Source organism: Janibacter sp. GXQ6167, from assembly GCF_041365945.1.
Lineage (GTDB): Bacteria > Actinomycetota > Actinomycetes > Actinomycetales > Dermatophilaceae > JBGFSK01.
Genome location: NZ_JBGFSK010000003.1, coordinates 315,346 through 338,378, shown reverse-complemented (window position 1 = coordinate 338,378; position 23,033 = coordinate 315,346). Strand labels below are relative to the sequence as shown.

The following is a 23,033-nucleotide window of genomic DNA, read 5'->3' as shown; positions in this document are numbered from 1 at the left end:
GTGGAAGATGACGGATCTTCCTCGGCACGCGGCCACCCCGTCCGACGATCCGCACGAAGCCCTTGAGGCGACCCCGGAGGGCCTCGAGCGCGCGCTCCTTGGTCGACCGGCGTCGATGGGCCGCCGGGAGGTCTCCCGCGGAGCTCAGGTCTCGGTGCGCTCGGCGCGCAAGTTCTGGCATGCCCTCGGCTTCCCGCTCGTCCAAGAGGGCGAGGCGATGTTTACCGAGGCCGACCTTGAGGCGCTGAAGCGGGTCGCGACGATGGTCCGCCAGGACACCGTCGATGAGGAGTTCGCGCTCGGGATGACCCGCGCGATCGCGCGCACGATGAACCGGCTCGCGGTCTGGCAAACCCAGTTGATGTCCGAGGCGGTCGCCGAGCAGGCCGGAGAAACCTACGACATCGGCGCGGACCTCGGCCGGATCAACTCACCGGAGGTCGCTTCGGCCGCGGCCCTTGCGATGGCCCGTCTCACCGACGAGCTCGAGCCGCTCATGATCTATGTGTGGCGGCGCCAACTCACCGCAGCGATTAACCGCATGCTCGCCGACGCGACACCGGAGCGGGATACGACGGGCGTGCCGCGCGCGGTCGGCTTCGCCGATTTGGTGAACTTCACCTCGCTGGTCCAGCGCATGAACGAGCGCGAACTCGCCGCCATGGTCGAACGTTTCGAGTTGCTCGCGACCGACATCGTGACCGCGCACGGTGGCCGGGTCGTCAAGACCGTGGGCGATGAGGTCATGTTCCTCACCATCGAGGCCGCCCCGGCGGCGGCCATCGCGCTCGATCTAGTCGAGGCGATGGCCGAGGACGATCTCGTCCCCGACGCCCGGGTCGGGATGGCCTACGGCTCGGTCATCAACCGGCTGGGCGATGTCTTTGGCACCACCGTCAACCGGGCGAGCCGGTTGACCGCTGCGGCGCCGCCCGGTGGGGTCTTCGTTGACGACGCGTTTGCCAAACTCGTGGCCCCGGTCAGCGGCTTTTCGACGCGACCAGCGCGCCGGCGCACCCTTCGCGGTCTCGGGGCGGTCACCCCGAGCCGACTCGTGCGGGTGACGGGCGTGCGAGGCCGGGTGGACGTGACCGCCCACCCCTGACCGAGTCAGGCCGGCTCGTCCTTGGCACCGCCCTCGTCGGCGAAGACGAACGCGCGGTAGAGCCAAAAGCGCAGGATCGTCCCGAGTCCGATCCCGATGATCGTCGCGATGTTGTCCGCGGTCCGCGTCTGGAACCACGGATACTCCCCGCCGATCACATAGTGCGAGAGGACGAGGACGAAGGTCGCTACGACCAGCGCGATGCCGTTGACGACGAAGAAGTAGAAGACCTCGTGCGCCATCGGGCGGCTGCGGCGATGCCGGAAGGTCCACCACCGGTTCCCGGCCCAGGCGAAGAGGGTGGCGGCGATGCCGCTCACGATCTTGGCCGTCGTGACCCGCCCTTCGAGCAGGGTGTGGGTGAGCAGGTTCATCCCACCGAGGTCGATCACGAAGGCGATCGCGCCGATGACACCGAACTTCGCGATCTCGTGCCAGACCGTGTCGACGAGGCCCCGCAGGCCACCGTGCCGAGGTGCCGTCGCCTCGGATTCGAGCGCGGCGTGGGAGTTTTCGGGCACCGCACCACCTTACGTGGCCCGGGCGTGCGGGGGGAAAACGCGCGCTCCGGCCTCGGTATCCTGACCCCCGTGCCGAAGACTCCTCCTCACGCCCCAGGCGGCTTCCCGGTCGTCGGGATGATCGGCGGCGGCCAACTGGCCCGCATGTGCGCCGGCCCCGCTGCCGAGTTGGGCATCACCCTCGCCGTGCTCGCCGAGGCCCCGGACGCGTCGGCGGCCCTCGTCACCCCCTTCGCTCCGGTGGGCGATTACACCGATGTCGAGGTGGTCCGTGAGTTTGCCGCGGCCTGCGATGTCGTGACCTTCGACCACGAGCACGTCCCTGCGGAGGTCCTGGAGGCGCTCGACCGCGACGGTGTGGTGATGCATCCGCGGCCCGAGGCCCTTACCTACGCGCAGGACAAGCTCGCGATGCGGCGCCGGCTCACCGAACTGGGCCTGCCCTGCCCGCGCTGGGCAGTCGCGACCACCGAGAGCCAGGCGCGCTCGTTCGGAGACCAGGTCGGCTGGCCCATCGTCGCGAAGACTCCGCGCGGCGGCTACGACGGTAAGGGCGTGCGGATGGCCCAGTCCGCCGATGAGCTCGCGGATTGGTTTGACCTCGCCCGGGAGAAGGGGGAGCCGCTGCTCCTGGAGGAGCGGGTCCCCTTCACCCGTGAACTCGCGGTCCTGATCGCACGGAGCCCGTCGGGGCAGGCCGCGGCCTGGCCGGTCGTCGAGACCGTCCAGACCGACGGGATCTGCACCGAGGTCCTCGCGCCCGCTCCGGACCTTGCTCCCGAGACCGCCGAGCTCGCGACGCTGATTGGCCTCGAACTCGCTGGCGCGCTGCAGATCACCGGCGTCTTCGCCGTCGAACTCTTCGATACCGCGCGCGGCCCGCTCATCAATGAACTCGCCATGCGCCCGCACAACTCCGGGCACTGGAGCATGGATGGCGCCGTCACCGGGCAGTTCGAGCAGCACCTGCGGGCGGTCTTGGACCTGCCCCTCGGGAGTCCGAGGGCCCGGGCTCCCTTCACCGTGATGGCCAATGTGCTCGGGGGAGAGTACGAGGACCTCTATCCCGCCTACCGCCATCTCATGGCCCGCGACCCGGAGCTCAAAGTGCACCTCTATGGCAAGAGCGTGCGGCCCGGACGCAAGATCGGCCACGTCAATCTGAGCGGTGACGACCTCGCTGACCTGCGTGAACGGGCCAGCCATGCCGCCGACTACCTCCAAGGAGTGGTGACCGAATGAGCGCGCACCCGATCGTCGGGCTCGTCATGGGCAGCGATAGCGACTGGCCGGTGATGGAGGCCGCCGCAACGGCGCTGGCGGAGTTCGAGATCGCCTACGAGGCCGATGTCGTCTCCGCCCATCGCATGCCGACCGAGATGATCGCCTACGGGCAGGAGGCGGCCGAGCGGGGCCTGCGCGTCATCATCGCGGGCGCCGGGGGAGCGGCCCACCTGCCGGGCATGCTCGCCTCGGTGAGCCCGCTGCCGGTCATCGGCGTCCCGGTGCCGCTCAAATATCTCGATGGGATGGACAGCCTGCTCTCCATCGTGCAGATGCCCGCTGGGATCCCCGTGGCGACGGTCGCGGTCGGCGCGGCCCGCAACGCCGGGCTGCTTGCGGCCCGGATCCTCGGGGCCGGTGAGGGCGCCGACGCCGAGCGGATCCGGGCCGCGCTCGCGACCCACGCCGATCGATTGCGCGACCAGGCGCACGCGAAGGGGGCCCGGCTGCGCGAGCGGCGCGGCGGACCCCCTTCGGCCTGACGGCCTGAGCTGGGCGGCTCCTAGCGGGCCATCCCGGTGGTCTTCAGGCGCCGGAACTCGATCTTCGGACAGGTGTTCATCACCACGTCGAGCCCGGCCTCCTTCGCGCGGTCGGCGGCGGCGTAGTCCTCCACGCCGAGCTGCATCCAGATGGCGTCGATCTGGAGCCGGTCCTTATTGGCGATGGCCTCGTCGACGACCTCGCCGACCTTGTCGGAGGAGATGAAGCACTGGACGACGTGGACATCGGTCCCGTCGGGGATATCGCTGATCGAGGCGTACCCCTGATCGCCATCGACCTCCTCGGCCGACGGGTGGACGGGGATGATGCCCTTGTCCTGCTCGTACTTCAGCCACCGCGCGACCCGCGAGGCGTCCCGCTCTTCATTGGTGGAGAGGCCAACCACCACCCAGATGCCCGGGTCGGCGATGAGGCGCTGCATGGTGCGGGGGTCATTGGTGTGCGTGAGGGCCATGGCCCCATCCAACCGCCAATGACCTCGGTCACACAATGACATCGGGTCTTTGGCGGTCCGCGGTCCGCTTCGAGCGCGCCGCGTCCTAGGCTGAGGGCACACCCCTTTGATCTCTCTTAGCGATGGCGTCGCGCTTGGCGACGCGGTAGGAGCGCCATGAGCACCACGATCGCCGTGGTCGGTACCGGATACGTCGGCCTGTCGATCGCCGTCTTGCTCGCCCGCCACCATCGGGTCGTGGCCCTCGACATCGACGCAGAGCGAGTCGAGACGATCGCGCAGGGCCGTAGCCCCATCCACGACGAGCAGATCAGCCAGTTCCTCGCCGGTGGCGACCTCGACCTCACGGTGACGCTCGATCCGGCGCAGGCCTACGCCGACGCCGAGTTCGTGGTGATCGCGACGCCGACGGACTATGACCCGGACACGAACTACTTCAACACCTCCTCGGTGGAGAGCGTGGCCAAGGACGTGCTGGCGCACGGCAGCGCCGCGACGATGGTGGTGAAGTCGACGATCCCGGTGGGCTTTACCTCCTCGCTCCGAGAGAGCCTGCAGACCGACCGGATCTTCTTCTCGCCGGAGTTCCTCCGCGAGGGGCGGGCCCTCGAAGACAACCTCCACCCCTCGCGGATCGTGGTCGGCGACCGGGGGGAGAAGGGGAAGCGCTTCGCCGATCTGCTCGTCGAGGCCTCCCTGGAGCCGGAGGTGCCGGTCCTGCTGACCGATTCGACCGAGGCCGAGGCGATCAAGCTCTTCGCTAACACCTATCTCGCGATGCGCGTCGCCTACTTCAATGAGCTCGACACCTTCGCGGCAACCCACGGGCTCGACACCCGCCAGATCATCGACGGTGTCGGCCTCGACCCGCGGATCGGGGCGCATTACAACAACCCGAGTTTCGGCTACGGCGGGTACTGCCTCCCGAAGGACACCAAGCAACTCCTCGCGAACTACCAGGACGTCCCGCAGAACCTCATGCAGGCGATCGTCGACTCCAACACCACGCGCAAGGATTTCGTCGCCACGGATGTCCTGCGCCGCAAGCCCAACGTCGTCGGCGTGCACCGCCTCATCATGAAGTCCGGCTCGGACAACTTCCGGGCGAGTTCGATCCAGGGGATCATGAAGCGGATCAAGGGCAAGGGCGTCGAGGTGATCGTCTACGAGCCCGAGCTTCGCGAGGAGAGCTTCTTCGGCTCCCGGGTGATCCGCGACCTCGAGGCCTTCAAGGCCGAGGCCGATGTCATCATCGCCAACCGCAGGGTCGAGGAACTCTCCGATGTCTCCGAGAAGGTCTATACCCGAGACCTCTTCGGCCGCGACTCCTAACGAGGTCCCACCGGGCGCCCGCCGCTCGGTGCGGCGATACGATCAGTCCTTGTGACTGCGAACTCCGATTTCGACCTGTACCGGATCTCCGAGGACCACGAGGCGCTGCGCGAGGCCGTGCGCTCGATCGCCGAGGACAAGATCGCTCCCTTCGCCGCCGCGGTGGATGAGGAGGCTCGCTTCCCGCAGGAGGCGCACGACGCGCTCGTGGCGACCGACTTCCATGCGCCGCACGTCGGGGAGGAGTACGGCGGTGTCGGTGCCGACGCGCTCGCGGTCAGCATCGTGATCGAAGAGGTGGCTCGGGCCTGTGTCTCCTCGTCGCTCATCCCGGCGGTCAACAAGCTCGGCTCTCTGCCGGTGATCCTCGCCGGCTCCGAGGACCTCAAGCAGCGCTACCTGACCCCCCTCGCGGCCGGCGAGGGCCTGTTCTCCTATGGCCTCTCCGAGCGCGAGGCCGGCTCGGACACCGCTGGCATGCGCTGCCGCGCGACCCGCGACGGCGACGACTGGGTGCTGAACGGGCAGAAGTCGTGGATCACCAATGCCGGTGTCTCCGAGTACTACACGGTCCTTGCGGTCACCGATCCGGACGGTGCGCGTGGCCGCAACATCTCCGCCTTCGTCGTGGAGAAGGGCGATGAGGGTTTCACCTTCGGGGAGAAGGAGCGCAAGCTCGGCATCAAGGGCAGCCCGACCCGCGAGCTGCATTTCGAGAACACGCGCATCCCGGGCGACCGGATCGTCGGGTCGGAAGGCGAAGGGCTGAAGATCGCTCTGCGCACCCTCGACCACACCCGCGTCACGATCGGAGCCCAGGCTGTCGGCGTCGCGCAGGGCGCCCTCGACCACGCCCTCGCGTACGTCAAGGAGCGCAAGCAGTTCGGCAAGGCCATCGCCGACTTCCAGGGGATCCAGTTCATGCTCGCCGATATGGCGATGGAGCTCGAGGCCGCGCGCCAGATGGTCTACGTCGCCGCCGCGAAGTCCGAGCGCGGCGACGCCGACCTCACCTTCTTCGGCGCGGCCGCCAAGTGCTTCGCCTCCGATGTCGCGATGAAGATCACGACCGACGCGGTCCAACTGCTCGGGGGCGCGGGCTACACCCGTGACTTCCCGCTCGAGCGGATGATGCGCGACGCCAAGATCACCCAGATCTACGAAGGCACCAACCAGGTCCAGCGGATCGTGATGGCCCGCCAACTCCTCTCGGGCCTGCCCTCGGCTCGCTAACCGGCCCGCGGCCGGACCGGGGATCTACCCGTCGTAGGTGTAGAACCCGCGTCCGGCCTTGCGGCCGAGCAGGCCCGCGTCGACCATCCGGGCGAGCAGCGGCGGCGGCGCGTAGAGCGGCTCCTTGAACTCCTCGTAGAGCGACTCGGCGACCGCCATCGTCGTATCGAGACCGATGAGGTCGGCCAGGGCGAGCGGGCCCTGCGGGTGCGCGGCACCGAGCACGAGCCCGTTATCGATGTCTTCGGCGGTCGCGAAGCCCGATTCGTACATGCGGATCGCGCTCAGGATGAAGGGGATGAGCAGGGCGTTGACGACGAAGCCCGCGCGGTCCTGGCAGGTGATCGCGTGCTTCGACAGGTCGCCATCGACGTAGGCGCGGGCGCGCTCGGTGGTCTCGGGGGCAGTGAGCAGAGACGGGACAAGCTCGACGAGCTTGAGCACCGGCACCGGGTTGAAGAAGTGGACGCCGAGGACATGTGTCGGACGCTTGGTGACCGTCGCGAGCTTCATGATCGGGATCGAGCTCGTGTTTGAGGCAAGGATCGCCTCCTGGTCGGTCACGATCTCGTCGAGGGTCTTGAAGAGCTCGACCTTGGCCGCCTCCTGCTCGACGATCGCCTCGATCACCATCTGGCGGTCGGCGAGATCGGCCAGGTCGGAGGTGACCCGCACTCGCTCAAGGACGGCGGCGGCGGAGTCGATCTTCCCTCGCCCCTCGGCGCGCTGCAGCGAGCGCTCGATTCGGGAGCGGCCGGCCTCGGCCGCCTCGGCGCTGGATTCGACGACGATCACATCGCTACCCGCGCGCGCACAGACCTCTGCGATCCCCGAGCCCATCAGGCCCGCCCCAACAACTCCGATTCGATCGATGCTCGTCATGAGCCCAAACCCTAGTGGCCGTGCGTGAGCGCGGTCACATGAGGGGGGCCTTCGCCGGAGGCGCTAGTCCTGACCGGGCGCGATGCTGAGGGGGCGGTTCTCCCGAAGGGCGGCGAAGAGTTCCTTGGACTTCACCGGATCCCATTCCACGGCAGTACCCGCCGGGGTCGGCAGGTTGGGATTGGAAATCGGGACAGTCACCGAATTGCCGTCCCCCTTGGCGATCGCTCGGATTCCCCAGAAGGCGCGGGCGGTGCCAAAGAGCGAGTCATCCTCACCGACCGTCAGTGCGCCGGCCGTGGCCTTACCAAGGGAGTTGACCTTCCAGGGCTGCATCATGTTGGTCGGCGTCGCCACCTTGCCCATGAGCGCTCCGAGGAACTGCCGCTGGCGCTGCGCCCGACCGAGGTCGCCCTCGGGATCGGAGTAGCGGGCGCGCACATACCCAAGGGCGGTCGGCCCATCGAGGTCCTGGCACCCCTTCTTCAAGTTGATGTGGGCCTTGGGGTCGTCCATATCCCGCTTGACGCAGATATTGACCCCATCGACGGCGTCGACGACGGTCGCGAAGCCCCCGAAGCCGATCTCCATGTACCCGTCCATCCGCAGGCCGGTGTTTTGCTCGATGGTCTGCGCCAGGAGTTTCGGCCCGCCGAGAGCGAAGGCGGCATTGATCTTGTTCTTGCCGTGGCCCGGGATATCGACGTAGGAGTCGCGGGGGATCGACAGCAGCGTCGGGCGATCACCGCCGGTGTGCAAGACCATGATCGAGTCGGTCCGCGCACCCTCGGCGGTCCCGGTCCCGAGCTCCTTGCGCTGGTTTTTCGTCAGGCCCTCGCGGCTATCGCTGCCGACGAGCAGGACATTGCGACCGTCGCTGTTCGGCCGATCACCGCTTGGCGTCGCATCGACCCGATTGACGGCGTTCCAGGCGGAGTTGACCGCCCAAAGCGTGGCGCCGATCCAGAGCAGCGCGATCAGGCCGAGGGCGATCGCGGCGGTGCGAAGGCGGTGACGTCGCCGAGGAGCGCGTGGTCCGCCGGTCGGTCCGCCCGGCCGGGCTCCGCCCGGGCGCGCTCCGCCCGGGCGAGGTCCGCGTGGCCCCCCAGGGCCACCAGGCGCGGTGGGACCGCCCGTCGGTCGTCCTCGCTCACCCGGTCTGGTGGCAGCGGCGGGGCGCCGTGCCGCGCCGGATGCGGGACGCTCCGCTCGGGGCGCGGGCGGGCGCTCACCGCCCGGGCCTCCGGGGCGCAACGTGGCCCGGTCCGGCTCGGGCCGCGGGGGAGAGGTGGGGAACTGACGACGCCCGCCGGGGCGCGGTTGGCCCGGTCGACCCGAGCGAGGCTGGCCGCCGCGCGACCCACGCCGGGTATCGAACGTCAGGGCATCGTCCCCGGCGGGGTCGAGGCGACGCGACTGTTCGTCGGGGCGACGAGGCCCCTGAGGACGATCCGGCATGACGACAGAGTAAACGTCAGCAGCCGCCCAAATCGGCGCGGCACGCATGCCCGGGTCATACTGAGCCCGTGTCTGACCATCCTCCGATCAGCGTCGTCATGCCCGTGCTGAACGAAGAGCGTCACCTCAACGCCTCCGTCTGTCAGGTGCTCGACCAGGACTACCCCGGCACGATCCAGGTCGTGCTCGCCCTCGGCCCCTCGAAGGATGCGACCGATGAGGTCGCGGCCGCTCTCGCAGCCGACGACCCCCGCGTGCGGACCGTGCCGAACCCGAGCGGGCGAACGCCCGAAGGGCTCAACGCGGCCATCGCCGCGTCGACCGGCGAGATCATCGCCCGGGTCGATGCTCACGCGGAGATCCCGCGCGATTATCTGCGCACCGCGGTGCGCACCCTCACCGAGACCGGGGCCGCCAATGTCGGCGGTGTCATGAACGCCGTCGGCGAGACCCCCTTCGAGCGGGCCGTGGCGTGCGCGATGAAGAGCCCGCTCGGCGTCGGCAACGCGCGCTTCCACATCGGTGGCCAGGCGGGCGAAGCCGAGACGGTGTATCTCGGGGTGTTCCGGCGCTCGGCGCTCGATGGGGTCGGTGGCTACGACGAGCACTTCTCCCGGGCGCAGGACTGGGAGATGAACCATCGCATTCGTGAAGGGGGCGGGCTGGTCTGGTTCACCCCCGACCTGGTGGTGACCTACCGTCCCCGGCGCAATCTCAAAAAGCTCGCCGACCAGTACTTCCATTACGGCCGGTGGCGGCGCGTCGTCGCGCGCCTGCACGCGGGCACGGCGAACGCCCGCTATCTCGCGCCCCCAACGACGGTCGTCGGGACGACCGCGGCTGCGCTCGTGGGCCTCGTCTGGCGCCCGGCGCTCGCGGTCCCAGCGGCGTACGCGGCGGCGGTGACGGTGGGCGGGTTCGCGATCAGCCGAGGTGAGCCAGCAGCGGTCCGCGCCCGGGTCCCGGCCGTGGTCGCGTGTATGCACTGGGCGTGGGGGATCGGGTTCCTCACGAGCCCGCGTTCGCTCACCAAGGAGGAGTCAGACCGGCCCCGGTGAGGCGCGCAGATCGCCCCCCGAAGGGGGCTAGCGCAACCGGTCGAAGTGAGTCATGGTGAGCCATGCTCCCAACGAAGCCCGGGCGTCGTCGCCGCCTGATCGCCGTCCTGACCGTCGCCGCGATGGCGAGCCTTCCGGGAGCTGCGCTCGCTGCTCCCTCCGGTGACACCCGCTCACCGGTCCCGACGTCTTGGTCTCTGACCGGATCGGGATTCGGGCATGGCGTCGGGATGAGCCAGTATGGGGCGCGCGCCCTCGCCGATCAGGGCAAGAGCGCCCGGGAGATCCTCGCGTTTTACTACCGCGGGACCACCTACGACGCGGTCGTCGACAATCGCACGATCTACGTCAACCTCGAGCGGGCAGCCTCGCGGGTCACGATGAGCGGACGGGCGCGGACGAAGGGCGCCGGCTCCTTCACCGTGACGGCCGACGGGAAGACGATCCGCGCCGCGGCCAAGCAAGAGGTCACCGCCACTCGGCGAGGCTCCGGGGTGCGCTTTACTTGCCCGACGTGCTCGGGGACTCAGAGCATCACCGCAACCCGAGGGGAAGTGGTGTTAAGGAGCGGCACCGACCTGATCGTGTCCGGGAAGCGCTACCGCTACGGCACCCTTCGGATCGCGCCGACGACGGGCGGATCAACGCTCGAAGCCGTCCTGAGGATGCGCCTGCACGACCAGTACCTCGACCAGATCGCCGAGGTCCCGTGGAGTTGGCCCACGGCCGCCATGGAGGCCCAGGCCGCGGCGGCACGCTCGTACGCCCTGCGGCGGATGAGCGCCAAACTCCGCCCCGACTGCCAGTGTCATGTCCTCGACACTCCGGCCGACCAGGTCTTCGGTGAGACCCCGACGGGGATCACCGCCTCGGTGCACTGGCCGAAGTGGAAGGCCGCGGTCCGCGCCCGAGGCACCTCGACCACCGGGTACGTCCCGCGCTATCAAGGGCAGATCATCCAGGCCCTGTACTCCTCATCACACGGCGGGTACTCGCTGAACAACGAGGACGTGTGGGGCGGAGCACCGCTGCCCTATCTTCGTAGCCGCCAGGACCGGCCGAGCCTCGCGGCCGGCAATCCGATGCGTTCATGGACCCGGACCGTTTCCGGTGCCGATCTCGCGCGCGCCTTCGGGCTGCCCGACGTGGCCACCCTCGACCTCAGCAGCAGGGTGACGGGGACCGCCCTTCGGACCGCCGTCGCCACCTCTTCGTCGGGGAAGAAGGCGACGATGAGCGGGGACCGCTTCCGCTCACGGCTTGGCCTGCCGTCCTCCTTCGTGAACCTGACGAAGTAGGGCTGTTAGCGGCCGTCGATGAGCGGCGGTTCGGTGGCGGCGACGACCTCGTCCCAGGTGACCCCGTCGGCGAGTTCGCGCAAGACCAGGCCGTCATCGGTCACATCGATGACCGCCAGGTCGGTGATGATCCGCTGGACGACCCCCTTGCCGGTGAGGGGAAGGGAGCACTCCGTCACGATCTTCATCGACCCGTCGCGGGCGACGTGCTCCATCAAGACGATGACGTGGCGGGCGCCATGGACGAGGTCCATCGCGCCGCCCATGCCCTTGACCATCTTCCCGGGGATCATCCAGTTCGCGATGTCACCGTTGGCGGCGACCTGCATCGCCCCCAAGATGGCCGCGTCGACCTTGCCGCCGCGGATCATGCCGAAGGAGGTGGCCGAGTCGAAGATCGAGGCACCGCGGCGCAACGTGACGGTCTCTTTGCCCGCGTTGATCAGGTCGGCATCGACTTGATCCTCCAAGGGATAGGCACCGACGCCGAGCAGGCCGTTTTCGGATTGCAAGACGATCTCGACATCGTCCGGGACGTAATTGGGCACCAGGGTCGGCAAGCCGATGCCGAGGTTGACGTAGTCGCCATCGTGGAGTTCTTCGGCCGCGCGGGCCGCCATCTGCTCTCGGGTCAAAGCCATCACTTCACCTCTTCGCTGACGCGCACGGTGCGCCGTTCGATCCGCTTGTCTTCGGCCTGTTCGGGCGTGAGCGGCAGCACCCGCTGCACGTAAATCCCGGGCAGATGGACCTCATCGGGATCGATCTCTCCCGGCTCGACGAGGTGCTCGACCTCGGCGATTGTGAGGCGCCCCGCCATCGCGGCGAGCGGGTTGAAGTTCCGGGCGCTGGTGCGAAAGACGAGGTTGCCGTGGCGGTCTCCCTTCCAGGCGCGTACCAGGGCGAAGTCGGTGGTGATCGCCTCTTCGAGGACGTACTCGTGTTCCTCGTCGCCACGGGTGAAGGTGCGGACCTCCTTGGCAGGGGAGGCGATCGCGATCGCGCCGTCGGCGTCATAGCGCCAGGGCAAGCCCCCGTCGGCAATCTGAGTCCCGACGCCGGTCCGCGTGTAGAAGGCGGCGATCCCGGCGCCTCCCGCGCGCATCTTCTCCGCCAGCGTCCCTTGGGGGGTGAGTTCGACCTCGAGCTCCCCGGAGAGGTACTGGCGGGCGAACTCCTTGTTTTCCCCGACATAGGAGGAGACCATCCGGCGGATCGCACCGCCTTGCAGCAGGATGCCGAGCCCCCAGTCGTCCACCCCGCAGTTGTTCGAGACGCACTCGAGGTCCGTCACCCCCGCCCGATGGAGTTCGGCGATGAGCACGCTCGGGATGCCGCAGAGCCCGAACCCGCCCACCGCGAGGGAGGAGCCATCGGTGATCCCGGCGATGGCTTCCGATGCAGATGAGACGACCTTGTCCATGGGCGTGAGCGTAGCGCGCATGTGACGGGGGCCACGCTGCCGGGCGCGGGCGGCGACGGCTCGAACCACAGGGACGTAATTAGGGCCGGGGACTGGCGTGTCCGCTGGGCCAGATGAGATAAGAGTGAAGGTCTGCGACTCCAGTGGCGTGTGTGACTACTGGGGCCGAGACCGTCCTGTCGGCCCCACGCACCAGGAGTACCGCGTGTCTCGTACTGCCCGCATCATCGGCGCCACCATCGTCCCGGCTGTCGCCGTCCCCCTCGCGGCACATAGCGCGGTGAGTTCCAGTGGCCAGATCCCTCGGCCGCCGACCAATACGCGCCTGCCGGCCGCGGTCGACGTGGCCTCGCCCTACATCCCGCAGACGGTGTGCTCGCCCGCTGCCAAGCCGGGCGTTGCCGCCTTCGCACGGCTCATGGCGAACCACTACAGCGAGTTCAACTACGGGATCTCGCGGCACTGCAACGCGGGTCTGACCGAGCATTCCGAAGGGCGCGCGCTGGACTGGATGCTCAACGCCAACGACCCGCGCGAGCGAGCGATCGCCGATTCCGTCCTGCGCTGGTTGCTTGCCCCCGGGCCTAACGGGGAGCCGGCCGCGATGGCACGGCGCTTCGGGATCATGTACATCATCTGGAACCGCCAGATCTGGGGTTCGTACAACATGTCGGCCGGATGGCGTCAGTACACCGGACCGCACCCGCACACCGACCACATCCACTTCAGCTTCAGCTGGGATGGTGCGATGCAGCGCACGTCCTGGTGGACCGGTGTCGCTCGCACGACGGTGACCACGACGCCCGGCGGCAACCCCGGGCAGAGCCAGCCCGCCCCGCCGTCCTCGCTCGCGCCCTACCTCACGACCACCGTGCGCCTCGGCTCGAGCGGCGAATCCGTCTCGGCGCTGCAGCGGACGCTCGGCGGCGTGACGGTCGATGGGAAGTTCGGTCCGGCGACCGAGCGGGCCGTGAAGTCCTTCCAGCGGAGCAAGGAGCTCACCGAAAACGGGATCGTCTCGCCGAACGTTTGGCGCGCTCTCGCGGGCCGGCCGTACACCAAGACCGCGGCACCGAAGACGAGCCCGCTGGCGCCTTATCTCACGACCACGGTCAAGCTGGGCTCGAGTGGTCAAGCCGTCACCGCGCTGCAGCGTCGCCTCGGTGGTGGACTGGCCGTCGATGGGAAGTTCGGTCCCGCGACCGAGCGGGCGGTGAAGTCCTTCCAGCGGAGCAAGGAGCTCACCCAGAACGGGATCGTCTCGCCGAATGTCTGGCGCGCCCTCGCCGGCCGGAAGTACACCAAGACGGCCGTCAAGGCGGCTCCGAAGCCGAGCACCAACCCCCTTGCTCCCTACCTCACGACGACGATCCGCACTGGTTCGAGCGGTAACGCGGTCAAGGCCTTGCAGCGTCGCCTCGGTGGTGGTCTGGCCGTCGATGGGAAGTTCGGTCCGGCGACCGAGCGGGCGGTGAAGTCCTTCCAGCGGAGCAAGGAGCTCACCCAGAACGGGATCGTCTCGCCGAATGTCTGGCGCGCCCTCGCGGGGCAGAAGTACACCAAGACCGCGCCGAAGGCGGCTCCGAAGCCCTCGTCGACGTCGATCACCGCGTACCTCAACACCACGATCCGTAGGGGGTCGAGCGGTAACGCGGTCAAGGCCTTGCAGCGTCGCCTCGGTGGTGGTCTGGCCGTCGATGGGAAGTTCGGTCCGGCGACCGAGCGGGCGGTGAAGTCCTTCCAGCGGAGCAAGGAGCTCACCCAGAACGGGATCGTCTCGCCGAATGTCTGGCGCGCCCTCGCGGGGCAGAAGTACACCAAGACCGCGCCGAAGGCGGCTCCGAAGCCCTCGTCGACGTCGATCACCGCGTACCTCAACACCACGATCCGTAGGGGGTCGAGCGGTAACGCGGTCAAGGCCTTGCAGCGTCGCCTCGGTGGTGGTCTGGCCGTCGATGGGAAGTTCGGTCCGGCGACCGAGCGGGCGGTGAAGTCCTTCCAGCGGAGCAAGGAGCTCACCCAGAACGGGATCGTCTCGCCGAATGTCTGGCGCGCCCTCGCGGGGCAGAAGTACACCAAGACCGCGCCGAAGGCGGCTCCGAAGCCCTCGTCGACGTCGATCACCGCGTACCTCAACACCACGATCCGTAGGGGGTCGAGCGGTAACGCGGTCAAGGCCTTGCAGCGTCGCCTCGGTGGTGGTCTGGCCGTCGATGGGAAGTTCGGTCCGGCGACCGAGCGGGCGGTGAAGTCCTTCCAGCGGAGCAAGGAGCTCACCCAGAACGGGATCGTCTCGCCGAATGTCTGGCGCGCCCTCGCGGGCCAGAAGTACACCAAGACCGCGGCCCGTGCGGCCGCGCCGAAGGTGTCTCCCGGTACGGCGACTCGGGTCTCCACGACCACGTCGTTCAGCGCGGCGAAGTCCCAGGTCCTCGCCAAGGGGTCTCGCGGCGCTGCGGTGAAACTGGCCCAGCAGGGACTCGGTGGCATCGCGGCCGATGGGGTCTACGGTTCGGCGACCGAGCGGCGCGTCCGGGCGTTCCAGAAGACGGCGGGCCTGCGAGTGACGGGCATTGTCGACGCGCGGACCTGGGATGCGATCGAAAAGCGCGTGCACCCCTTCATCGCCTACCGCTCGATGGTGCTCCGCGCGGGCTCTCGTGGGGATGCGGTCAAGGCGGTCCAGCGGGCCCTTGGCGTGAGCGCCGACGGGGTCTACGGCAGCCGGACCGAGCAGGCCGTTCGCGACTTCCAGGGCCGTAACAAGCTGAGCCGTACGGGCTACGTCGGCGGGACCACCTGGGTCGCCCTGGAGCGGCACGTCACGCGCTGACCTCCGTGACGCCCTCGCTGGCATTGCGCCGCGAGAGCGTCTCGGCGCTCGGGTCGCCGAGGTGCAGCACGAGCGAGCCGCCCGCCGCCCAGGTGGTGACCGCGGTCGCGATCAGGTCGAGCGGGTCGGGGTCGATCACGGCGATCCGGCCCCGCGCCGCGCTGGCGTGCCGGGCGAGGGTGGCCGGGAGGCCGGCATAGGTGGTGCGCTCGCCGGCCTGAAGCGCCAGGTCGTCGCCGCTCGGCTCGTCCCAGGCGTCGAACTGGTCGCCGTAGGTCGCGACCTCGGCAGCCTCATCGAGGGTGTCGGCAGGCAGATCGATCCCCGCGGATCGAGCGAGGGCCGCCGCGGTGACGAAGACCGCAGGAGTCGGCGGGGTGGGGAGGTGCTGCGGCTCGTCGGTAATCACCAGATCGGCGGCCTCGTCGCCGCCGATCACCACGGCCGCTCCAACCGACCACGTGGCGAGTGCCCAATACAGCGTGCGCCAGTGAGCGGCGAGGTCGACGCGCACCCGGGACCCGGGACCGAGATCCCACTCCTCCTGCAGGGCATTGGCGGCCTTGGCCACCCAGGTCCCAAGGACCCGGGCCGATAACTCCACGCGTTCGCCCCGGGTCGGCCCCTGGCGATCGTCATAGCAGGTGATCCGGGGCGCAGCCGGGTCAGTACGCAGCATCAGGGCCAGGGTCTCGGTGGGGCTCAGCACCGCTCCAGGGTACGAAAGGTAAAACGGGATAGCGTGTCCGCCGTGACCGACCTCGACGAGCAGCGCGCCCCCTTCTCCGCCCTCGTCGCTCGGCTCGTCATCGCCGCTGGCCTCGTGCTGGTCCTCGTCGGCTTCGCCGGGGCGGTGATCGCGGCCCTCGGCGGCTGGACGCCGCTCGTCGGCAGCTGCGTGATCGTGGTGGCCGCCGCCGTGGCCTGGCGGCTTAGTCGGGCCCTGCCTGTCCTGCCGGTCGCGAAGGGGGGAGCCGCTGCGGTCGTCCTCGCTGCCGCCGCGATCACGGTGTGGACGGGCGTCACCCATTCCGAGCAGATCCTGCCTCGGCGGGATTCGGCGAGCTACCTGCAATCGAGCATCAACCTCGCCGAAGGCGGCACCCGGCCGATCCCGATCGATGTCGAATCCGTCGGTGGGCCCGATGTGCTCCGCATCGATGGGGTGGGCCTCGAGAGCCCGGCGTTTTACCAGATCGGGAGCGCGAGCGACCCGGCGATTCAGCCGCAGTTCATGCCCGGTCCGTCGGTCTGGTACTCAGTTGCGTACTGGCTCGGTGGGGAGCAAGCGGCCTTCTGGGCCCCGGCGATCGCAGGGGGCTTTGCCCTCGTCGCCCTCGGTCTGCTGGTCTGCGCCTTCGCTGGGCGGTGGTCGGGGGCCCTCGCCGTGATCCTCATCGGCGCCTGCTTCCCCTGGCTCCACACGTCACGCTCGACCTACTCCGAACCGCTCGCGGCCCTCGCGCTCGCTGCCGGCTTCTACCTGCTGACCGCCGTCACCCGCTCGGCGGAGGAGCATCGGGTGACCGGGGGAGTGCCAATAGCTCGAGCGGCCGTCCTCGCCGGATTCCTCATCGGCGGGACCTCGATCGTTCGGATCGACGCGCTGCGCGAAACGATGTTGTTGGTCCCGATCGGCGCGCTGCTCTTAGCTCGCCAACGAGGCTGGGCTCGGCACACCCTCACCGGCGCGATCGGCTCCACGGCCGCCGGGTTCGTGATCGCCGCCGCCTTGTCCTGGCGCTACCTCGGTGAGATCGCCGCCTCGCTCATCCCTCTCGTGGGGCTCACGGTCTTGACCGGTCTGGTGAGCTGGTGGGTGCTCCGCCGCGGGTGGAGCCTGCCCGATCGGGTGCGTGCCCGGCTGCCACTCGGCCTGGCCGTCACCACGCTCCTCGTCGGGGTCTTCCTCGCGAGCCGGCCGCTGTGGTTGACCGTCCGACAAAACCCCCGCGACCCGGGCGCCATGTACGTCGCCCGGATGCAGGAGGCGCAGGGTCTGACCGTCGACGGCGGCCGCACCTACGCCGAGCACTCGGTGCAATGGCTCTCCTGGTGGGTCGGGCCGATCGCCCTCGTGATCGCGCTCATCACGCTGGCGGTGTTGAACCATCGAATGACCGCAGCCTGGGTAGATCGGGGCCGCCTCCCGGCGTGGAGCCCGGTGGTGCTCATCGCGACGGGTTCGACGCTGCTCACCCTGTGGCGCCCGGGGATCACGCCCGACCACCCCTGGGCCGATCGCCGACTGCTGATCGCGCTCCCACTCGTCCTGTGCCTCGTCGCGGTCGCCGTCGGCTGGGTCGTGAAGGGGGAGCGTCGCGCCCCCTTCGCCCGCTGGCCCGCCCTCGGGCCCGTGATCGCCGCCGCCCTGGTCCTCGCGACCGCCATCCCGACGGCGCTCGCCACCTGGCCACACCGGTCCGAACGCATCGAGCTCGGGGAACTCGCCGCCGTGCGCGAGGTGTGTGATCGCCTAGGACCGAACGATGTCGTGATCGCCGTCGACGACTGGGCGGTCAACCAATGGCCGCAGGTCGTCCGCGGAATGTGTGGGCGACCCGCCCTCGCGACCGAGGGACGGCTTCGCGATGACCCGGCGCGTTTGCACCAGGCGCTCGTGCAGATCGATCAGGCCGTCACCGAGCGCGGCGGCACGCTCCTGCTGATCGCGTCGCGGGAGGAAGGGACCTTGACGACGATTGGGGCCCGCGACATCCAGACCGTCGTTGACGTGACGGTCTGGGAGGACATGAGGGTGCTCGAGGAGCGTCCCGATGGTGTGACGCTGCTGCCAATCCAGCTCTGGAGTGGTCGGGTTGACCCCACTGCGGAGATAGGCTGACCCGCGACATGAGCAATCACCCCGAGACCGAAGTCCTGCCGACCATGCCCGCCCCGGGCGACCCGGCGTCCGTCACCCCAGCTGTTGCTGGCCACCCCGGCCGCCGCGACCCCGTGATTGAGCACGTGGGCTCCGGGGCACCGGTCGAGCGTCAGCCCGGCGACCCGGACGTCACGATCGTCCTGCCCTGCTACAACGAGGGCGAGCACGTCATGCTCGAGATCGAGCGGATCTCGCGGGTGATGGACGCGAGCGAGTTCAGCTACGAGTTGCTCTGCATCGACGACGCGTCGACCGACAACACGCTGGAGGTGCTGCGCGCCGCGGCGGTGGACTATCCGAAAATCCGGATCCTCGCCTTCCGCCGCAACGGTGGCTCGGGGACGGCTCGGCGGATCGGCACCCAGCAGGCCCACGGTGAGTACGTCGTGTGGACCGACGCCGACATGACCTACGAAAACGAGCGGATCCCCGATCTGGTCCGGGTGCTCGTCGAGGATGACTCCTACGACCAGGTCGTCGGTGCCCGCACCACCGAAGAGGGCACCCACAAGTGGGCCCGCGTCCCGGCGAAGTGGGTCATCCGCAAGATCGCCGAGAAGCTCAGCAAGCAGAGCATCCCCGACCTCAACTCCGGGCTGCGCGCCTTCCGCCGCGAGGTATCCCTGCCCTACCTGCGCCTGCTCCCGCCCGGGTTCTCCTGCGTCACGACGATCACCTTGGCCTTCTTGATGAACCAGCACGACATCAAGTACGTCGAGACGAGTTACGCCAAGCGGGCCGGCACGAGCAAGTTCAAGTTCTTCCGCGACGCGTACCGCTACATCCTGCAGGTGCTGCGGATGGTGATGTACTTCGATCCGCTGCGCGTGCTGATGCCGCCAGCCGTCGCGCTCGTGCTGCTCGGGATCTTCAAGTTCATCTTCGACATGGTGCGTAACCCCTTCTATCTCACCTCCAACACGGTGTTGTTGCTGGTGAGCGGAATGCTGATCGGGTCCCTCGCCTTGCTCGCCGATCTCGTCGTGCGATCGCGCGACGCCTGACGCGGCCCCGATCGGATCACCCCCACCCATGTCCTTCGATGCTCGCCTGCGCATTGCCGTCGTCGGGCCGACCCATCCCCAAAAGGGCGGGGTAGCAGCCCACACGACGACGCTCGCGCATGAGCTGAGCCGCGCCGGACATGACGTGACGCTGGTCTCGTGGACGCACCTCTACCCCCGGCTGCTGTACCCCGGACAGCAATCGGTGCCCGAAGGGGGAGCGCCGGACGTCGAGCCCTTCCCGCGGACCGTGCGGGTGCTGTCCTGGGCCAAACCGCAGAGCCTCATCGCGGCCGGTCGGCGCCTGCGTGATGTCGACCTGATCGTGCTCGTCCACGTGATCCCACCGGTCGTCCCCTTGCACCTGTTGCTCCTTCGGGCGGCCGGGGTCGGCCGGGTCGCGGCTGGCGGTGAGGGACCGCGGGCGGTCTTGATCGCCCATAACGTCCTGCCGCACGAGCCGGGTCCCGGGGACTCCGCGCTCGTCGGCGCGATGGTTCGCCGGGTCGACGCGGTGCTGGTCCATTCGAGCGAACAGGCCCGGCTCGCCGAAGAACTCGGGGCTCATCGGGTCGTCGTGGCGGATTTGCCCCCGCACCTTCCCGGTGGCGCGCCCGAGCGTCGCAGCGCTCATACCGGGGCTGCGCGGCTGCTCGCCATGGGCCTCGTCCGCGAATACAAGGGCATCGACCTGCTGATGCGCGCGATGCTGACCGTCCCCGAGGTCACGCTCACCGTGGCCGGGGAGATGTGGGGGAACGCCGGCGAAGCGATCCGGGCGCTGGCCCGTGACCCGAGGCTCGCGGGCCGGGTCACGGTCCTCGACGGCTATGTCCCCGCGGATCGCATCGCGGGCCTGCTCGCCGAGCACGACGTGCTCTCGCTCACCTATCGCAGCGCGACGGCGTCGCAGAATGTGCTGCTCGCCCACCAGCACGGCCTCCCGGTCTTGGCCTCCCGGGTCGGAACCTTCGGTCACCAGGTCCGCGACGGTGTTGATGGTCTCCTCGTGCCGCCCGGCGATGAGGAGGCGCTGGTCGCTGCCCTTACGACCCTGCGCGACCGGGACACCGTCGAGCGTCTGCGCGCCGGCGTCCGGCCGCCGGACCTCTCCGGGCCGTGGGCGCGTTATGTCGGCACGCTCGAGGCGGCCGCCGCAGCGCAGCCCGAAGAGGTCGACGTGGCAGCCCCGAAGGGGCTCGTCGCTCAGGCCGCAGCGGTGGCGGTCGACGGCGTACGGCTCGCCGCAGCGCGGCGCCGCCCGCGGGTGGAACTTCACCGCCGCGATATCCCGCCAAGCGTCCGCCCGACCGATGTGCTCGCCACCGATGACGCTGCCGCCGAAGCGCGCGCGATCGCTCGCGCCCTTGGGCTGCCGCGCAGCCGCGACCCGCTTGCTGCGTGGGCGGCCCTCGGTGCGCTCGGCGCCGTCCTCTCGGTCCGTGACGACGGTCGCCGCTCCGCCCTGATCCTCGACGACTCCGGTCCGCATTCTCCCTTCGGTCGCTGGGCCCGCGCCGCGGGCTTTGCTCCTCTCGAGGTCGCCTCGGGGTCACTGCGCTTCGGCATCGCCGATCTCGAACCCGGCAGCGTCGATGTGATCACCCGGCTCCACCCTCGCGATCTGCAAGGGGGCGAGCTCGGCGGTGTCCTCGACCACGCGGGATGGGCGCTTCGGGTCGGCGGGCTCCTCACCGTGACCGTGGCCGTCGGCGGCGAGGGCGCGCAGGCCATCGCCTCTCCCGCCGATCTTCGAGCGGTCGCTGCCGAGGCCGAGGATGCTGGCTTCGCGCTCGTCGGTGATCTCGACGGCGACCTCACCGCACGGCTGCGTCACGCTGCCGACCGGGCCGCAACGAGCGACCCCGACACGGCCTACGCCATCGCCCGGCTGACCTTCAGGAGGCGCTGATGGCGATGAACCGTACCCGCGTCCTCAATGTGGTCCGCATCGCCGTGATGGTGCTCATCGTGGCCGCGGTGACCGCTGCCGTGGTGCGCAACTGGAACGAGGTCTCGGGCTCGATCCACCAGATCGGGCTCGGCGCCCTCATCGGCTCCCTCGCCCTGGCCCTGCTCTCGCCCCTGCTCACCGTGCTGGGTTGGCGAGTTCTGATGGCCGACCTTGGCTCGCGGCTCCATCTCGCGCCCGCCTCCGGCGTCTTCTTCGTCGGGCAACTCGGCAAGTACCTGCCCGGCTCGGTCTGGTCGGTGGTCGTGCAGGCCGACATGGCCCGCAAACTCGGCGTCCCGCGCCGCCGCACCGCCGTGGTGGGGCTGATCACCATCGCGCTGTCGGCCCTGTGCGGAATGATCGCCGGCCTCCCCGCCCTGCCGGCCCTGATCAATCGCGGCCAAGAGGTCTTCCCGCAGTGGATCCTCGTCGTCGTCATCCTGTCGCTTCTCGTGATGTTGTGGCCGCCGCTGCTGAACCGGGCCATCTCCTTTGGACTTCGGCTGTTGCGGCGCGAGCCGCTCGAGCATGAACTCTCGGCCCGGGCGGTCGCCCTATCGACGATGTGGTTCACCGCCTCCTGGCTAATCGGTGGGTCGATGGTGTGGGTCCTGGCGCGGGGCGTCGCCCACCCCGGGGTGGATGAACTCCACCTCGCGATCGTGAGCGTCAGCGGCTACCTGCTCGCCGCAGGGATCGGGATGTTTAGCGTCGTCACCCCCGCTGGGGTCGGAGTTCGCGACGCGGTGCTCGTCCTGCTCCTCACCACATCGATGAGCCTCGCCGCCGCCGTCGCGGTGGTGGTCGTCGCACGCTTTTGGACCGTCGTTGCCGACATCGGTTGGGCGGCGGTCGGGTGGCTGTGGGGTCGAGCGCATCACCTGTTACCGGACCGTAAAGTGAGTTCTCATGGCTGACACCTCCTCTTCGTCCTCCGCGCCGACGCAGGTCGCGGCACCTCCGGGGGGCCGGCTGCTCGCGGTCGCCAAGCGGGTGGCCGAGCGCGCCCTGTGGACCCGAGTCGCCGTTCAGCGGCGCTGGCAAGGGCGCGGGGGAGGCGCCCCCGGCGCGGGACGACCGGTCCCGACCTCGGTCGCTCCGACTGGGGTCTTGGGCGACACCCAGACCTGGCAGCGGGCCGCCGATGAGGCGCGTGCCCTCGGCCTGCCGCTCCACCGCGACCTGCCGAAGAACTGGGATGCGCTCGGCGCAGTTGCGGCCGTGCTGAACCTCGCCGACGACGGCTCGCGCACGGCCCGGGTCATGGATGCGGGCAGCGCGCGCTATTCGCCCGTCCTGCCGTGGCTGCGCCTGTACGGCCTCGGCTCGGCCGCGGGGTCACTGCTCGGGATCAACCTCGAGTTCGGCCGCCAGGTCACGCGCGACGGGGTCGTCTTCCGCTACGGAGATGTCACCTCGACGGGCCTGCCGGATGCGCACCTCGACGCGATCACCTGCATGTCCGTGATCGAACACGGTGTCCCAATCGAGGGATTCATCAAGGAGTCCGCTCGCGTGCTTCGCCCGGGCGGTGTCCTCGTCGTCAGCACCGACTACGACCAGTCGCCGCCCGATACGACCGGCAAGATGATCTACGGCAGCGAGGTCCACATCTTCTCTCCCGCCGAGATCACCGACCTGGTCGCGCTCGCCGAGCGCCACGGCCTTGAGCTCATCGGCGAACTCGACGAGGCAACCTTCGCCCACGCCGAGCGCCCGGTTCACTGGAAGCGGGTCGACCTGCGCTACACCTTCATCCTGCTGACCTTCCGCAAGCGCTGAGCCCGGTGCCCTCGCGGGAGC

The 23,033-nt window shown here is 69.2% G+C and carries 20 protein-coding genes; 13 read left to right on the top strand and 7 right to left on the bottom strand.

Going from position 1 to position 23,033, the window contains the following annotated elements:
• Positions 1–7 precede the first annotated feature (7 nt).
• Positions 8–1,105: an adenylate/guanylate cyclase domain-containing protein gene (locus tag AB8K43_RS06545; protein WP_370892667.1), complete on the top strand. Its 1,098-nt coding sequence runs from the start codon at positions 8–10 to the stop codon at positions 1,103–1,105.
• Between the two features lie 5 nt (positions 1,106–1,110).
• Here the strand turns inward: AB8K43_RS06545 and AB8K43_RS06540 are convergent, their stop codons facing one another.
• Positions 1,111–1,626, bottom strand: coding sequence for a GtrA family protein (locus AB8K43_RS06540; protein ID WP_370892665.1), 516 nt, complete (start codon positions 1,624–1,626; stop codon positions 1,111–1,113).
• Between the two features lie 117 nt (positions 1,627–1,743).
• Here AB8K43_RS06540 and AB8K43_RS06535 point away from each other — a divergent pair, with 117 nt between their 5' ends.
• Positions 1,744–2,868: a 5-(carboxyamino)imidazole ribonucleotide synthase gene (locus tag AB8K43_RS06535; protein ID WP_370892777.1), complete on the top strand. Its 1,125-nt coding sequence runs from the start codon at positions 1,744–1,746 to the stop codon at positions 2,866–2,868.
• A complete protein-coding gene (gene purE / locus AB8K43_RS06530; protein ID WP_370892663.1) occupies positions 2,865–3,392 on the top strand; it encodes a 5-(carboxyamino)imidazole ribonucleotide mutase in 528 nt (175 codons plus the stop codon). Before AB8K43_RS06535 ends, purE begins: the two co-directional genes overlap by 4 nt.
• Positions 3,393–3,412: 20 nt before the next feature.
• Here purE and AB8K43_RS06525 read toward each other — a convergent pair whose 3' ends face one another.
• Complete coding sequence (locus tag AB8K43_RS06525) at positions 3,413–3,868, bottom strand: CoA-binding protein (protein WP_370892661.1); 456 nt, start codon at positions 3,866–3,868, stop codon at positions 3,413–3,415.
• Between the two features lie 156 nt (positions 3,869–4,024).
• On the opposite strand from AB8K43_RS06525, the gene AB8K43_RS06520 reads away from it, so the two are divergent.
• On the top strand, positions 4,025–5,200 hold the full coding sequence (locus tag AB8K43_RS06520) for a nucleotide sugar dehydrogenase (RefSeq protein WP_370892659.1): 1,176 nt from the start codon (positions 4,025–4,027) through the stop codon (positions 5,198–5,200).
• Positions 5,201–5,251: 51 nt separating this feature from the next.
• The gene (locus AB8K43_RS06515; protein ID WP_370892657.1) at positions 5,252–6,433 is read left to right on the top strand and encodes an acyl-CoA dehydrogenase family protein; all 1,182 of its coding nucleotides are present in this window, start codon (positions 5,252–5,254) and stop codon (positions 6,431–6,433) included.
• 24 nt (positions 6,434–6,457) lie between these two features.
• Here AB8K43_RS06515 and AB8K43_RS06510 read toward each other — a convergent pair whose 3' ends face one another.
• Both AB8K43_RS06510 and AB8K43_RS06505 read right to left on the bottom strand, forming a co-directional pair.
• Entirely contained in the window at positions 6,458–7,315 is an 858-nt protein-coding gene (locus AB8K43_RS06510) for a 3-hydroxybutyryl-CoA dehydrogenase (RefSeq protein ID WP_370892655.1), read from the bottom strand.
• Positions 7,316–7,378: 63 nt separating this feature from the next.
• Entirely contained in the window at positions 7,379–8,773 is a 1,395-nt protein-coding gene (locus AB8K43_RS06505; protein ID WP_370892653.1) for an LCP family protein, read from the bottom strand.
• Between the two features lie 68 nt (positions 8,774–8,841).
• Between AB8K43_RS06505 and AB8K43_RS06500 the strand changes: the two genes are divergently transcribed.
• Both AB8K43_RS06500 and AB8K43_RS06495 read left to right on the top strand, forming a co-directional pair.
• Positions 8,842–9,831 carry a glycosyltransferase family 2 protein gene (locus AB8K43_RS06500; protein WP_370892651.1) on the top strand — a complete coding sequence of 330 codons (990 nt, stop codon included), beginning with the start codon at positions 8,842–8,844 and terminating at the stop codon, positions 9,829–9,831.
• Between the two features lie 62 nt (positions 9,832–9,893).
• The gene (locus AB8K43_RS06495; RefSeq protein WP_370892649.1) at positions 9,894–11,129 is read left to right on the top strand and encodes a SpoIID/LytB domain-containing protein; all 1,236 of its coding nucleotides are present in this window, start codon (positions 9,894–9,896) and stop codon (positions 11,127–11,129) included.
• Between the two features lie 5 nt (positions 11,130–11,134).
• Here the strand turns inward: AB8K43_RS06495 and AB8K43_RS06490 are convergent, their stop codons facing one another.
• Both AB8K43_RS06490 and AB8K43_RS06485 read right to left on the bottom strand, forming a co-directional pair.
• Complete coding sequence (locus tag AB8K43_RS06490; protein WP_370892647.1) at positions 11,135–11,770, bottom strand: CoA transferase subunit B; 636 nt, start codon at positions 11,768–11,770, stop codon at positions 11,135–11,137.
• Entirely contained in the window at positions 11,770–12,552 is a 783-nt protein-coding gene (locus tag AB8K43_RS06485; RefSeq protein WP_370892645.1) for a CoA transferase subunit A, read from the bottom strand. Before AB8K43_RS06485 ends, AB8K43_RS06490 begins: the two co-directional genes overlap by 1 nt.
• Positions 12,553–12,757: 205 nt before the next feature.
• On the opposite strand from AB8K43_RS06485, the gene AB8K43_RS06480 reads away from it, so the two are divergent.
• On the top strand, positions 12,758–15,385 hold the full coding sequence (locus AB8K43_RS06480) for a peptidoglycan-binding protein (protein ID WP_370892643.1): 2,628 nt from the start codon (positions 12,758–12,760) through the stop codon (positions 15,383–15,385).
• Here AB8K43_RS06480 and AB8K43_RS06475 read toward each other — a convergent pair.
• Positions 15,375–16,094 (bottom strand): TIGR03089 family protein, encoded by a 720-nt coding sequence (locus AB8K43_RS06475; protein ID WP_370892641.1) that lies wholly within the window; start codon positions 16,092–16,094, stop codon positions 15,375–15,377. The two genes, AB8K43_RS06480 and AB8K43_RS06475, sit on opposite strands and share 11 nt — an antisense overlap.
• Before the next feature lie 42 nt (positions 16,095–16,136).
• Between AB8K43_RS06475 and AB8K43_RS06470 the strand changes: the two genes are divergently transcribed.
• The 5 genes from AB8K43_RS06470 to AB8K43_RS06450 are packed head-to-tail and all read left to right on the top strand — an operon-like array spanning position 16,137 to position 23,012.
• Positions 16,137–18,230 carry a hypothetical protein gene (locus AB8K43_RS06470; RefSeq protein ID WP_370892639.1) on the top strand — a complete coding sequence of 698 codons (2,094 nt, stop codon included), beginning with the start codon at positions 16,137–16,139 and terminating at the stop codon, positions 18,228–18,230.
• 8 nt (positions 18,231–18,238) lie between these two features.
• The gene (locus AB8K43_RS06465) at positions 18,239–19,276 is read left to right on the top strand and encodes a glycosyltransferase family 2 protein (protein WP_370892637.1); all 1,038 of its coding nucleotides are present in this window, start codon (positions 18,239–18,241) and stop codon (positions 19,274–19,276) included.
• 28 nt (positions 19,277–19,304) lie between these two features.
• Positions 19,305–21,188 carry a glycosyltransferase gene (locus tag AB8K43_RS06460; protein WP_370892635.1) on the top strand — a complete coding sequence of 628 codons (1,884 nt, stop codon included), beginning with the start codon at positions 19,305–19,307 and terminating at the stop codon, positions 21,186–21,188.
• A complete protein-coding gene (locus tag AB8K43_RS06455) occupies positions 21,188–22,147 on the top strand; it encodes a lysylphosphatidylglycerol synthase domain-containing protein (RefSeq protein WP_370892633.1) in 960 nt (319 codons plus the stop codon). Before AB8K43_RS06460 ends, AB8K43_RS06455 begins: the two co-directional genes overlap by 1 nt.
• A complete protein-coding gene (locus AB8K43_RS06450) occupies positions 22,140–23,012 on the top strand; it encodes a class I SAM-dependent methyltransferase (protein ID WP_370892631.1) in 873 nt (290 codons plus the stop codon). Before AB8K43_RS06455 ends, AB8K43_RS06450 begins: the two co-directional genes overlap by 8 nt.
• Positions 23,013–23,033 lie beyond the last annotated feature (21 nt).

Coding starts and splice junctions, on each gene's coding strand:
- AB8K43_RS06545 (WP_370892667.1), top strand. CDS start 8: ATGACGGATCTTCCTCGGCACGCGGCCACCCCGTCCGACGATCCGCAC.
- AB8K43_RS06535 (WP_370892777.1), top strand. CDS start 1,744: ATGATCGGCGGCGGCCAACTGGCCCGCATGTGCGCCGGCCCCGCTGCC.
- purE (WP_370892663.1), top strand. CDS start 2,865: ATGAGCGCGCACCCGATCGTCGGGCTCGTCATGGGCAGCGATAGCGAC.
- AB8K43_RS06525 (WP_370892661.1), bottom strand. CDS start 3,868: ATGGCCCTCACGCACACCAATGACCCCCGCACCATGCAGCGCCTCATC.
- AB8K43_RS06520 (WP_370892659.1), top strand. CDS start 4,025: ATGAGCACCACGATCGCCGTGGTCGGTACCGGATACGTCGGCCTGTCG.
- AB8K43_RS06510 (WP_370892655.1), bottom strand. CDS start 7,315: ATGACGAGCATCGATCGAATCGGAGTTGTTGGGGCGGGCCTGATGGGC.
- AB8K43_RS06505 (WP_370892653.1), bottom strand. CDS start 8,773: ATGCCGGATCGTCCTCAGGGGCCTCGTCGCCCCGACGAACAGTCGCGT.
- AB8K43_RS06495 (WP_370892649.1), top strand. CDS start 9,894: ATGCTCCCAACGAAGCCCGGGCGTCGTCGCCGCCTGATCGCCGTCCTG.
- AB8K43_RS06490 (WP_370892647.1), bottom strand. CDS start 11,770: ATGGCTTTGACCCGAGAGCAGATGGCGGCCCGCGCGGCCGAAGAACTC.
- AB8K43_RS06485 (WP_370892645.1), bottom strand. CDS start 12,552: ATGGACAAGGTCGTCTCATCTGCATCGGAAGCCATCGCCGGGATCACC.
- AB8K43_RS06465 (WP_370892637.1), top strand. CDS start 18,239: ATGAGCAATCACCCCGAGACCGAAGTCCTGCCGACCATGCCCGCCCCG.
- AB8K43_RS06460 (WP_370892635.1), top strand. CDS start 19,305: ATGTCCTTCGATGCTCGCCTGCGCATTGCCGTCGTCGGGCCGACCCAT.
- AB8K43_RS06455 (WP_370892633.1), top strand. CDS start 21,188: ATGGCGATGAACCGTACCCGCGTCCTCAATGTGGTCCGCATCGCCGTG.
- AB8K43_RS06450 (WP_370892631.1), top strand. CDS start 22,140: ATGGCTGACACCTCCTCTTCGTCCTCCGCGCCGACGCAGGTCGCGGCA.